The organism is Serratia sp. MYb239 (genome assembly GCF_002966855.1).
GTDB classification, from domain to species: Bacteria; Pseudomonadota; Gammaproteobacteria; order Enterobacterales; family Enterobacteriaceae; genus Serratia_B; species Serratia_B rhizosphaerae.
Genome location: NZ_CP023268.1, coordinates 249,908 through 262,316 on the forward strand (window position 1 = coordinate 249,908; position 12,409 = coordinate 262,316).

Genomic DNA, 12,409 nt, shown 5'->3' on the forward strand with positions numbered 1-12,409 from the left:
ACCGGAGATCATGTTTGCTCTGTCAGGCGGCGTCTGGCGTCTGCAGCGCTGCTGGCCGTCGCTGGACGATAGTCTGCCGCCGGCGGTGAAGCGCATCATCGTGGAGGCGACGCCGATGCACGGCGATCGCAGCCGTCGTCATGCAGCGCTGCTGAGTGTCAATCCGCTCCTGCCGGAGGAGGCGCAGTGGCTGCGACTTCATCCCTATGGTCAGGATGCGGCGTTGCCGGCGCTGACGGGGCATTTACAGCACGCGCTGCGGGACGACCCCAGCGCCGTGGTCGTGGCGCACCGCAGGGGAAAGCGGGCGGTGATCCGTTCCGTCCACGGCTTTATCAAGGTGCTGCGGCCGGGGAAAGCGCCGGCGCTGGTGCATCGTCAGGCGTGCGCCGCACGCTATTACGGCGGACACGCCGTGTTGGCGGCGCTGTTGCAGCATGACGATGCGGCGTTAATCACCGCCCCGCTGGCGGGCCGGACGCTGGCCGAACTGGGAAATGACCCGTCGCTGGATGACGGTGGGCTGGCCGGTTGCTGGTTCGCCTTCGGCAGCATGATGCGCCGCTGTCAACGTGAACTCCCTGCCGACTGGTGTGGTTTGCCTCAGCATCGCCTTGAGGATGAGTGGCGCATCGTTGATGACTGGCTGATGCGCATGATGCTGTCTGGGCAGGTGCCGCCGGAGCGCGTGCTGGTTCTGCACCAGCGCAGTCAGCAGCTTTGCGGCGCGCTGGCCGGTGAGGGCGTCGTACCGCTGTCTCTGCTGCATCGTGATTTGCACGACAAACAGGTGTTGTTCACGCCGGACGGGCCGGCGCTGCTGGATTTTGACACGCTGGCGCTGGGCGATGCGGCGCTGGATCTGGGCAACGTATTGGCACATCTGCGGTTGCGGGCCTATCAGCATGCCTGGTGCAGCGGACTGGAGCCCTCGCTCAGTTTTACTCGTTTTCGTCTGGCGCGACAGGCCTTGCTGAACGGTTGGGCGCCGGATGAGGCGTCGATGGCGCGTGCGAACTTATTTACCGAACTGAGCTGGATCCGCCTGACTGGCGTTTATCAGTGGCGGCCTGCCTGGCAAAAAATGGCTAAGCATATGGTGCAGGCTGACGACCATCAGGGGCTGTAAGCCGTCTGTATCGGCGACGGGGTATGAACAAGCGGGAGAGAAGGATGATAAGGAATTCATGTTTAGCGGCAGTACCGTTGTTATTCCTTTCTGGTGCGGCTGAGGCGATAACGCTGTATGAAGAAAAGGGCACCACGCTGGATTTTTCCGGTTCAATTCGCCTGATGTTCGAAAATGCGAAGAAAACCGACGCGGGGCAAAACAGCACGCATATCAAGGATGAGAGTTCGCGTTTCGGTATTGGCATTTCACACCAAATCGACAGCGACCTGCGCGGTTTCGGTTATTTAGAGTTTGGCAACGATACCCAGTCGGCGGAGAACAAATTCAAACTGGGCAACCGCCAGGCGTATGTCGGTCTGGCGCGGCGCAGTCTTGGCGATATCGCCATTGGTCGCGTCCTGTCGCCGTTCGATAAGGTGGCGCGTTCAGACTATACCTACGAATATGGCGGCGTATTGGATTTCGGCGATAGGTATATTGGCCGTTCCACCGGCAGCTCCGATGACGGTAAAAATGACTTTATCGGCCGCGTGTCCAATTCTGTGCGCATGATGTCCGCCGAGTTTGCCGGTTTCAGCGCCGGCGCAACCTACACCCTGCAAAACGGCGATGAGATTAACGATATCAATAACGCCTACACGCTGGCGGCCTTTTTCCGTCAGGCGAACCTGCGGCTGGCCGCAGGATACGGTATGGCGGAAGGCAACGGCGAACGCGCGAAGAAACCCCAGAATTATATGGACAGCAAGGAGCGGGTGAAGGCGATCAAAGAAGAGATCTGGGGCATCGGCGCAGAGTATACCCTGGCGGATCTCGATCTCTCTCTGGCGGTTGACTACGGGCGGTTGCGCATCAAAAACGACAACCAGCGCTCGGGAGATGCGTATAAAAAAGTCAACGGGACGCCGAAGGCTGAACTGCTGGGGCTGGGAGCAAACTGGGACTGGGGCCGGGGTAATCTCTACGGCGGCTATTACCGGAAGGCGGGCAACCATGATGCCAATAACTGGCGGGAGCAGCGTTATGTGATAGGCGCAGATTATGAACTGACGAAAAAGGTCGTTACCTGGGTCGAGCTGGCCCATGAAGATCAACGCGCTGACCGGTACGACAAAGTGACTGACAGACTGCTGGGGCTGGGGCTGCGCATCTATTTCTAAAGCGCCCGGCCGGACGCCGACGATCGGGCGTCCGGCCGGCATGGGTTCAGGGCTGTGACGTCAGCGGTTGAGTGACGGGCGGCACCGCGTTGGGGCGTGCGGCGTCGCGCACGAACGGCAGATGATCGCAGGCATGCTGACGGGCGGAACGAATAAACGCTTCGGTGATCGCCTGGCGCTGTTCGCCGTCGCGCACCGCGGCGTACAGCCGGCTCCACAGGCCGTCGCCCAGGGTTTTGGTGATCACCAGCCCCTGACGTTCAAAGCTCTCCACCACCCAGTGCGGTAGCGCGGCAATGCCCATGCGCGCCGCCACCATCTGAATCAGCAGCAGCGTATTATCGACGCTTTTTAATGCCGGACTGATGCCGGCCGGCTGCAGGAAGTAACGCCAGATATCCAGCCGTTGACGCTGCACCGGGTAAATCATCAGCGTTTCATCGCTCAAATCTTCCGGTGTGATCTGCGTTTTACCGGCCAGCGGGTGATCTGGCGCCAGCACCAGACGCACCTCAAAATCAAACATCGGCGAATAGTGCAGACCGCTGCGCGGCAGAATATCGGAGGTCATCACCAGATCCAGCTCGCCCTGCTGCAGGGCCGGCTGCGGGTCGAAGGTGACGCCGGATTTAAAATCCATCACCACCTGCGGGTAGCGCTGGCGGAAGTTATCCAGCGCCGGCGTCAGCCATTGGATGCAGCTGTGACATTCGATGGCGATGCGCAGCGTGGTCTGATGCGGTTCATGGCAGGCCTGCAGCGCCTGTTGGATCTGCGGCAGCACCTGCTCCGCCAGCTGCAACAGGATCTCTCCCTGCGCGGTAAAGCGCAGCGGCTGGCTTTTGCGAACGAACAGCTTGAAACCCAGACGCTGTTCCAGATCGCTGAACTGATGCGAAAGGGCAGACTGGGTCTGATGGAGTTGGGCTGCCGCGGCGGCTAACGAGCCGGTATTACGCAGTGCCTGCAGCGTCCGTAAGTGTTTCAGTTCGATCATGAGAGTCCTTCACGGTGACAGTGAATAATTTGCGCTTGTGGTTACTACAGTACCTGTTGATTATGGATGTGTAAACATCTAGACGGCTAAGTGCCCATTTGTCCGGGCCACAATGGGGGAAAGACGATGACAATTTTGAATCACACTCTGGGTTTTCCGCGTGTTGGGCTACGTCGTGAGCTGAAAAAAGCGCAGGAAAGCTACTGGGCAGGTAACTCAACGCAGGAAGAACTGCTGGCCGTGGGGCGTGAGCTGCGCGCGCGTCACTGGCAGCAACAACGGCAGGCCGGAGTAGATTTGGTGCCGGTCGGCGATTTCGCCTGGTACGATCACGTACTGACCACCAGCCTGCTGCTGGGCAACGTGCCGGCACGTCATCAGAACCAGGATGGTACCGTCGATCTGGATACGCTGTTCCGCATTGGCCGCGGCCGCGCTCCGAGCGGCGAGCCGGCAGCGGCGGCGGAAATGACCAAATGGTTTAACACCAACTATCACTACATGGTGCCGGAATTCCATCAGGGCCAGCGGTTCAAGCTGGGCTGGACGCAGCTGCTGGATGAAGTGGACGAGGCGCTGGCGCTGGGACATCAGATCAAGCCGGTGCTGCTGGGGCCGCTGACTTACCTGTGGCTGGGCAAGGTTAAGGGTGAGCCGTTTGACCGCCTGACGCTGCTGCAGGATATTCTGCCGGTGTATCAGCAGGTACTGGCGGAGCTGGCCAAACGCGGCGTGAAGTGGGTGCAAATTGATGAGCCAGCGCTGGTGCTGGAGCTGCCGCAGGCGTGGCTGGATGCTTACCAGCCGGCGTATCAGGCACTGCGGGGCCAGGTAAAACTGCTGCTGACTACCTATTTCGACAGCGTCGGCCATAACCTAGACACCATCCGCGCGCTGCCGGTGCAGGGGCTGCATGTCGATCTGGTGGCGGGCAACGACGATATTGCCTCGTTGAACAATGCATTGCCGAAAGACTGGCTGCTGTCGCTGGGTGTGATCAACGGCCGCAACGTATGGCGCGCCGATCTGAGCCGCTGGTTCGATAATCTGCAGCCGCTGGTGGGCAGCCGTCCGCTGTGGATTGGCTCTTCCTGTTCGCTGTTGCACAGCCCGATCGACCTGAGTGTGGAAACGCGCCTCGATGAAGAGGTGAAGAGCTGGTTTGCTTTCGCCCTGCAGAAATGTGCGGAGCTGTCGCTGCTGAGCGCGGCGCTGAATGCCCCGGATGCGGATAAACAAGCGCAGTTGGACGCCTACAGCGCGCCAATCCGTGCCCGTCGTCACTCCAGCCGCGTACATAACGCGCAGGTGGAACAGCGCCTGGCGGCCATCGTCGCGCAGGACAGCGAGCGCAACAGCCCGTATCCGCAGCGCGCCGACGCGCAACGCGAGCGCTTCAACCTGCCGGCCTGGCCGACCACCACCATTGGCTCATTCCCGCAGACCACTGAAATCCGCGGCCTGCGTCTTGATTTCAAACAGGGGAGGCTGGACGGCAGCAACTACCGCACCAGTATCGGCGAACATATCAAACAGGCGATTGCCGAGCAGGAGCGCCTGGGCCTGGACGTGCTGGTGCACGGTGAAGCTGAACGTAACGACATGGTGGAATACTTTGGTGAAAACCTCGACGGCTTTGTGTTTACGCAAAATGGCTGGGTGCAGAGTTACGGCTCCCGCTGTGTGAAACCGCCGGTGATTATCGGCGATGTCAGCCGTCCGCAGGCGATTACCGTCGAGTGGGCCAAGTTTGCCCAGTCGCTGACCGACAAGCCGGTTAAAGGCATGCTGACCGGGCCGGTGACCATTCTGTGCTGGTCGTTCCCGCGCGAAGACGTCACGCGTGAAACCATCGCCAAGCAGATTGCGCTGGCGCTGCGCGACGAAGTGGCAGATCTGGAAAAGGCCGGTATCGGCATTATTCAGATTGACGAACCGGCGCTGCGCGAAGGGCTGCCGCTGCGTCGCTCCGACTGGGCCGCTTACCTGAACTGGGCGGTGGATGCCTTCAAGCTGAATGCCGCAGTGGCACGTGACGATACGCAGATTCACACCCATATGTGTTACTGCGAGTTTAACGACATCATGGATTCGATCGCGGCGCTGGATGCGGATGTGATCACGATCGAAACCTCACGTTCCGATATGGATCTGCTGGAAGCCTTCAAGGAGTTCGAATACCCGAATGAAATCGGGCCGGGCGTATACGATATCCACTCGCCTAACGTGCCGAGCGTGGAATGGATTGAAGCGCTGCTGCGCAAGGCAGCGCAGAACATTCCGGCGGAGCGCCTGTGGGTGAACCCGGACTGCGGCCTGAAAACCCGCGGCTGGCCGGAGACCCGTCAATCGCTGGCGAACATGGTGCTGGCGGCGCAGCGCCTGCGTGAAAACGCATAAGCCAGACAGCAACAGGATTGAGGGCGCTTCGGCGCCCTCAGACTGCTGACAAAGTTAGTTATTAGGGAGAGCGTGGCGATGAGGTCGTAGCGGCGTAAGCCGCCGGAGTGCCCCTCGTTACGCTAGGCCCGGGTATCTCCGGCCATCAGACGACTTTGTCATCAACTTCAGGGCGCTTCGGCGCCCTTTTTTATTATTACGGTGCTAAAGGGGATTGCGGGCTGTGCCCTCATTCGATATTGTTATGTTATAACATATTATTTGAGGTGCTTCTCATTGTTTGTTCAATCTGATGGCCCTGCGTTATTGCAATTACGGCGGCTGTCGTTGTCCATCGGCGGTAAACCGCTGCTGTCCGATATCAGTCTGAGCCTGCGGCAGGGAGAGCGGCTGGCGATCATCGGCCCTAACGGCAGCGGCAAAAGCACGCTGCTGCGTATTCTGACCGGCGAGCTGCAGCCGACGTCCGGTGACGTGCGGTTTACCGGACGCGCCCTGTCTCAGCTTAGTCGCATGCAGCGCGCCCGCGCGATTGCGCTTCTGGCGCAAAATGACAGCGCTCATCCGCACCTTACCGTCGATGAATACGTCTCTTTGGGGCGCTTGCCCTATCAGGGAGAGGGGAGCATGCGGCAACACCGGCAGATTGTCGAACAGGCGCTGCTGGAAACCCGCATGCAGGCGCTGAGGCAGCGCCGCTTTGCCCGGCTTTCCGGCGGCGAGCGACAGCGGGCGGCGCTGGCGCGCGTTTTCGCTCAAACGCCGCAGCTGTTACTGCTGGATGAGCCGACCAATCATCTTGACCCGCTGGCGCGTGCCAGCCTGTTGTCATGGGTGAAACGCAAGGGGATTACGGTGATTGCAGTGCTGCATGATTTACCGCTGGTTGCACCGTTTGCCGACCGGGTAGCGGTGATTGAACGCGGTCGTCTGGTGCGCTGCGATGTGCCGGAGCGCGCGCTGGCCGCCGACTGTATCCGCGCGGTATTCGGGTTGGACAGCTTTGTTATCCCGCATCCGCAAACCGGCCAGCCATTACATATTTTTGAAGCGCCGCCATGCGCAGGGTGAGGGTGTTTATGAGCAGGGCAGTATTGCATGCGTTATTGCTGCTGGCGTGGCCGGCGTTGGGTGCGGCGTTTCCGGTGACGGTCGACAGCTGCGGCGAACCGCTGACCTTCAACGCTGCGCCGCAGCGGGCGGTAATCAACGATTTAAACATGGCCGAGATGGCATTTGCGCTGGGGCTGCAGCCGCATATCGTCGGGCTGACCGGCATATCCGGCTGGTATCAGGTCGATGCCGAATTCAAACGTCAGCAGGGAACGATTCCCGAGCTGGCGGACAAGTATCCGTCACTGGAAACGCTGTTGGCAGCCAATCCGGATTTCTTCTTCGCCGGCTGGAACTATGGCATGAAAATCGGCGGCGAGGTTACGCCGCAGTCGCTGGCGAAATATGGCATTAAAACCCTGGTGTTGAGCGAAAGCTGCATCTGGACTCAGCGGTCACGGCCGCGCGCCAGTATGGCGCTGCTGTATGACGATATGCTGAAACTGGGGAAAATCTTCGGTCGTGAAACGCAGGCTGTCCAGTTGGTTAATCTGTGGCGACAGCGGCTGGAAACGCTGCGTCAACGTATCGGCCAGCGGCCGGCGCCCAAGGTCTTTGTCTATGACTCTGGTGAGGATAAACCTTTCACCAGCGGGAAATATGCCATGCCGACCGCGCTGATTGAGGCCGCCGGCGGCAAAAACGTGATGGATACCTTGGCGGCCAGTTGGGCGACCACGTCGTGGGAAGAAGTGGCGCGACAGCAGCCGGATGTGATTGTGCTGCTGGATTATCAACATGGGGGAGGCGCGGCGCACTTGCAGCAGTTTCTTGCCGCGCATCCGTTAATGAAACACACCCCGGCAGTGCGTCATCAGCGTTATCTGCGCCTGAAGTATGCCGAGTTGACGCCCGGGCCGGCCAATATCGCGGCGATAGAGAAACTGGCGCGCGTGCTGTATCCGGAGGTCTTTGATTGATTAACGGCAGGCTGCGCTATGTCGTAGCGATCGTACTGCTGTTGGCATTGCTGGCGGTGCTGATGCTGGTCGGTATCGCTATCGGTGCGACCCGTTTACCTGATGGACAGCTGATGGCGGTATTAGGGCTGGGCGATCGACCGGCGTCGCCGATGATCGCCCGGATCGTGTTTGAGCTGCGTGTGCCGCGGGTGTTGCTGGCGGCGCTCACCGGCGCGGGGCTGGCGCTGGTTGGCGCGTTGCTGCAGACCGCCACGCGCAATGAGCTGGCGGACCCGTTTTTATTTGGCCTTTCGTCCGGCGCGTCGGCCGGGGCCGTTGCGGTGATTACGCGTCTGGGCGACCGTCTGGGGAACTGGACATTACCCATTGCAGCCTTTATCGGCGGCCTGGTGTCCGCCATTGCCGTCATGCTGCTGTTGCGTTTGCAACAGCATAAAGGCGCGGAGCGTATTGTGATCAGCGGCCTGGCGATCTCTTTTTTGTTCGGCGCGCTGACGAATTACCTGGTGTTCACCGGCGATCAGCGTGCGGCAAGCGCGATTCTGTTTTGGTCATTGGGCGGTCTGGGGCTGGCAAGCTGGCAAAATCTTTGGCTGGCGGCCGCCGCCAACCTGCTGCTGATAAGCTTTATCTGCTTACGCTGGCGGTCACTGGACGCTTTGCTTGGCGGGGAACAGACCGCCGTTTCGCTGGGAGTCCAGCTGACGCGGTTACGCAGTGAGGTATTTCTTTGCTGCGCGCTGGCGACGTCTGCATTGGTGGCGCTAACCGGGGTGATTGGCTTCGTCGGCCTGATGGTGCCGCACTTGGCGCGGCCGCTGTGCGGCGTGCGTCATTTGCCATTGTTGCCGCTGAGCGCCGTTATCGGCGCACTGTTGCTGACCGCCGGCGATGTGCTCAGCCGCACCCTGATGGCGCCGCAGGAGCTGCCGATTGGCGTGATTACCGCCGGGTTAGGCGGCGTGTTTGTGCTGATGATTCTGTTTAAACGCTAAGTGCTAAGTCAGAGCCACCGCCGTGCCGGCGTCGTGATTGGGCCCAGCCGTTGCGCTGAGCCCGTACGCCGTTTACTTCACCCCGACCACGCCGTGCTGTACAAACCAGTTCAGCATGCGCTGCCAGCCGTCCTGCGCGGCTTCGGCGTTATAGCTCGGGCGGTAATCCGCGTTAAAGGCGTGACCGGCTTCGGGGTAGACTACGATCTCCGCATCGGCGTTGGCGGCGCGGATCGCCTGGCGCATGCTTTCCACGCTTTCCAGTGAAATACCGCTGTCCTGCCCGCCGTACAGCCCCAGCACCGGGGTCGACAGATGGCTGGCAATATCAACCGGATGCTTGGGCGAATTCAGCGTCTTTTCCCCCACCAGTTTGCCGTACCAGGCTACCGCAGCCTTGAGCTGCGGGTTATGCGCGGCATACAGCCAGGTGATGCGTCCGCCCCAGCAGAAACCGGTGATGGCCAGTTTGCTGGTGTCGCCGCCGTGCCGGGTCGCCCAGTGGGCGACGTGGTCCAGATCGGCCAGCACCTGATTGTCCGGCACTTTGCTGACCAGTTTTTGCAGCAGTTCGCCAATCTCTCTGTAGTCGGTAGCATCGCCCTGGCGGAAGTACAGCTCCGGCGCAATCGCCAGGTAGCCCTCTTTCGCCAGCCGGCGGCAGAGATCCTGAATATGCTGATGGACGCCGAAAATTTCCTGCACCACCAGGACCACCGGGAAAGGGCCCTGATGGTTAGCCGGCTTGGCAATATAGGCCGGCAGATCATCGCCCTGCGAGGGAATGGTGGTTTCCCCGGCGTGAATGCCCTGATCGTCGGTGTAAATTGTCGTATCGGCCAACGGCTCGGCGGCAGGGGCGAAGCTTCCCTGTACCGGTTCTAGTGTCATTGCGTGTTCGGTTTTCATGGCGGTCTCCATCCAAGAGAAGCGGAGCAAAGATTAACTATAGATAACAAGATGGTCGGTTGTCATCGCCGTTTTGTGGCGTTTGTCGGCTATGCTTGAGCCAGTGAAAACATGGCTCTTTGGGGTTATTAATGTGATTTAAATCACATAAAATATGTCGATCGCTGCCTGTTTCTTCCTTTGTGGTGATGTTAGTCACGAAAAATGGCGAAGATTTTCAGTAGAGTGCTTTTTTGTTCCTCCCAATAATCCTGATTTATGAGGAGTCTCGTATGTCTCAGTCTGATGTTTTTCATCTCGGCCTCACCAAAAACGATTTACAAGGGGCTCAGTTGGCAATTGTTCCCGGCGATCCGCAGCGCGTAGAAAAAATTGCCAAACTGATGGAGAACCCGGTGCATCTGGCGTCCCATCGTGAGTTCACCACCTGGCGCGCGGAGCTGGACGGCAAAGCGGTGATCGTCTGTTCCACCGGTATCGGCGGGCCGTCGACCTCCATCGCGGTGGAAGAACTGGCACAGCTGGGGATTCGTACGTTTTTGCGTATCGGCACCACCGGCGCCATTCAATCGAATATCAACGTCGGCGACGTGTTGGTGACCACCGGGGCGGTGCGTCTTGACGGCGCCAGCCTGCACTTTGCGCCGATGGAGTTCCCTGCCGTGGCCGATTTCGCCTGTACCACCGCGCTGGTCGAGGCGGCCAAGGATAACGGCGCTGTGACCCATATCGGCGTTACCGCCTCTTCTGACACCTTCTACCCGGGACAGGAGCGTTACGACACCTATTCCGGCCGCGTGGTCAGCCGCTTCAAAGGCTCGATGGAGGAGTGGCAGGCGATGGGCGTAATGAACTATGAAATGGAATCTGCCACGTTGCTGACCATGTGCGCCAGCCAGGGACTGCGTGCCGGCATGGTGGCCGGCGTGATCGTCAACCGTACCCAGCAGGAAATCCCGAACGCGGAAACCATGAAGCAGACCGAAAGCAAAGCGGTGCAGATCGTGGTGGACGCGGCGCGTCGCCTGCTGTAATCCGCTGTTTTTACGGGCCGTCGTGCGGCCCGTTTCTCCCTTCCTGCGCGTTAAATTCTGCATCAGTACGTAAGCTGCGGCGCTGCCGGCGGTAAAAAGTTTTGCGCCTTTTCAGTCATACTCCCTTGTCTGTTGCCGCAACTTGAATTATTTAGGGTATAACCTTCAGCGTCCGCCCGCTTTGTCCACTCACTGCGTTGGCGCTTTCTCAGACAATAATCAAGAGGATGTCTATGACCGCCCAAATTCTGCTCCACCCCTCGCTTGCGCCCCTGGATGGCGGCATCAACTTTCGTGATTTAGGCGGCAACAGCGCTGCCGACGGACGGCGCATCAAGCGCGGCCTGCTGTTTCGTTCCGGCTCGCTGGAACGCCTGACGGAAAACGACTGTACGTTCCTGGCGGGCGTCCCGGTGCGTTCGGTGCTGGACTACCGCGATACCGATGAGGTGCAGGCCAAGCCGGATATTTTATGGCAGGGGGCGCAGTACCACCATTTCCCTGCCAACCCGCTGAGCAATGAAGTGAACGCCAACCTGGAAAAACTCACCAGCGAGACGCTGGCGACGTTTGATGCGCGTGCTTTTATGCTGGAGCTGTATCGCCGTCTGCCGTTTGGCAATGCGGCCTATCAGCAGCTGACGAGCCTGCTCGGCAACCCGGCGGAAGGGGCCATTGTGCAGCACTGTGCGGTTGGCAAGGACCGTACCGGGGTCGGCTCTGCGCTGGTGCTGTTTGCGTTAGGCGCGGATGAAGCGACGGTGGTGGAAGATTACCTGCTGACGGAAACCACGCTGGCCGCCTTCCGCGAACAGATGCTGGATCAGCTGTCGGTACGTCTGAATGAGTCTGCGCTGGCGCAGTTTGCCTATGTGCTGAGCGCCCGTGAAGAGTTTCTGATGACGGCGCTGGGCTGTATCCGCGAACAGTACGGCAGCACCGACCGCTGGCTGGAGGCGGAGTATGGCCTGGGCGCCAGCCAGCGTGCCGCTCTGCAGGCGCACTATCTGGAGTGAGGCGGCTATCGCCGCCGCGTTTAGCCGGGGTTTAATCAGCCCCGGCGAGCATAGGATCTAACTATCACAGCGCCGTAAAGGAGCCTGTCTTTGAGTCTCAGCGACGTTATTCACTGGGTCAGCGACGTCGTGCGGCAGCACGAGGGCTGGGCCATTCCGATTATTTTCTTCCTGGCCTTCGGCGAATCGCTGGCGTTTCTTTCCCTGCTGCTGCCGGCGACGGTGATCCTGCTGGCGCTGGGCGCGCTGATCGGGGAAAGCGGCATCGCCTTCTGGCCGATCTGGGCGGCGGCGGCAGCCGGCGCATTCTTTGGCGATTGGCTCTCTTATTGGATCGGCTACCGCTATCAGGATCGCGTGGCCCATATGTGGCCGCTGTCGCGCAATCCGCAATTACTGGTGCGCGGCCATGCGTTCTTTGAACGCTGGGGCGTGCTGGGCATTTTCTTCGGCCGTTTCTTCGGCCCGCTGCGCGCGGTGGTGCCGCTGGTCGGCGGTATCTGCGCCATGCCGCAGCGCTATTTTCAATTGGCCAACCTGACCTCGGCGATGATCTGGGCGTTTGGCATTCTTGCGCCGGGGGCGTTCGGTATCAAGTGGTTAAGTCAGTGGTTTGCCTAGTTTGCGCAGCGTTGCGCATAATTGCACGGCAGATAAAATTCTGACTGGACATCCATACAGTCTCCCCTTAACGTGACGGGCAGCGGGCGCGAAGCGCCAGACGGTACGG

At 59.9% G+C, this 12,409-nt stretch carries 11 protein-coding genes; 9 read left to right on the forward strand and 2 right to left on the reverse strand.

Annotation, left to right across the window (positions count from 1 at the left end):
- Nucleotides 1–10: 10 nt before the first annotated feature.
- Both CLM71_RS01150 and CLM71_RS01155 read left to right on the forward strand, forming a co-directional pair.
- Entirely contained in the window at nucleotides 11–1,129 is a 1,119-nt protein-coding gene (locus CLM71_RS01150; RefSeq protein ID WP_158684775.1) for a phosphotransferase, read from the forward strand.
- A 44-nt stretch (nucleotides 1,130–1,173) separates the two neighbouring features.
- A complete protein-coding gene (locus tag CLM71_RS01155; protein WP_158684776.1) occupies nucleotides 1,174–2,292 on the forward strand; it encodes a porin in 1,119 nt (372 codons plus the stop codon).
- Nucleotides 2,293–2,338: 46 nt separating this feature from the next.
- Here CLM71_RS01155 and metR read toward each other — a convergent pair whose 3' ends face one another.
- Nucleotides 2,339–3,289, reverse strand: coding sequence for an HTH-type transcriptional regulator MetR (metR, locus tag CLM71_RS01160; RefSeq protein WP_105229399.1), 951 nt, complete (start codon nucleotides 3,287–3,289; stop codon nucleotides 2,339–2,341).
- A gap of 126 nt (nucleotides 3,290–3,415) precedes the next feature.
- Here metR and metE point away from each other — a divergent pair, with 126 nt between their 5' ends.
- From metE to CLM71_RS01180, 4 genes are all read left to right on the forward strand, one after another.
- Nucleotides 3,416–5,689, forward strand: a complete 2,274-nt coding sequence (metE, locus tag CLM71_RS01165; RefSeq protein WP_105229400.1) for a 5-methyltetrahydropteroyltriglutamate--homocysteine S-methyltransferase — start codon at nucleotides 3,416–3,418, stop codon at nucleotides 5,687–5,689.
- Between the two features lie 276 nt (nucleotides 5,690–5,965).
- Nucleotides 5,966–6,760, forward strand: a complete 795-nt coding sequence (locus tag CLM71_RS01170; RefSeq protein WP_105229401.1) for an ABC transporter ATP-binding protein — start codon at nucleotides 5,966–5,968, stop codon at nucleotides 6,758–6,760.
- Nucleotides 6,761–6,768: 8 nt separating this feature from the next.
- Nucleotides 6,769–7,722 carry an ABC transporter substrate-binding protein gene (locus tag CLM71_RS01175; protein ID WP_105233185.1) on the forward strand — a complete coding sequence of 318 codons (954 nt, stop codon included), beginning with the start codon at nucleotides 6,769–6,771 and terminating at the stop codon, nucleotides 7,720–7,722.
- On the forward strand, nucleotides 7,719–8,720 hold the full coding sequence (locus CLM71_RS01180) for an iron ABC transporter permease (RefSeq protein WP_255414266.1): 1,002 nt from the start codon (nucleotides 7,719–7,721) through the stop codon (nucleotides 8,718–8,720). The genes CLM71_RS01175 and CLM71_RS01180 overlap by 4 nt, the downstream gene beginning before the upstream one ends.
- 72 nt (nucleotides 8,721–8,792) lie before the next feature.
- Here the strand turns inward: CLM71_RS01180 and CLM71_RS01185 are convergent, their stop codons facing one another.
- Nucleotides 8,793–9,629, reverse strand: a complete 837-nt coding sequence (locus tag CLM71_RS01185) for a dienelactone hydrolase family protein (protein WP_105229402.1) — start codon at nucleotides 9,627–9,629, stop codon at nucleotides 8,793–8,795.
- A gap of 272 nt (nucleotides 9,630–9,901) precedes the next feature.
- Here CLM71_RS01185 and udp point away from each other — a divergent pair, with 272 nt between their 5' ends.
- The 3 genes from udp to CLM71_RS01200 all read left to right on the forward strand — a co-directional run bounded on the left by udp (nucleotide 9,902) and on the right by CLM71_RS01200 (nucleotide 12,300).
- Nucleotides 9,902–10,663, forward strand: coding sequence for a uridine phosphorylase (udp, locus tag CLM71_RS01190; protein ID WP_105229403.1), 762 nt, complete (start codon nucleotides 9,902–9,904; stop codon nucleotides 10,661–10,663).
- 233 nt (nucleotides 10,664–10,896) lie between these two features.
- Entirely contained in the window at nucleotides 10,897–11,679 is a 783-nt protein-coding gene (locus CLM71_RS01195) for a tyrosine-protein phosphatase (RefSeq protein ID WP_105229404.1), read from the forward strand.
- Nucleotides 11,680–11,769: 90 nt separating this feature from the next.
- Nucleotides 11,770–12,300, forward strand: coding sequence for a DedA family protein (locus CLM71_RS01200; protein WP_105229405.1), 531 nt, complete (start codon nucleotides 11,770–11,772; stop codon nucleotides 12,298–12,300).
- Nucleotides 12,301–12,409: the final 109 nt, after the last annotated feature.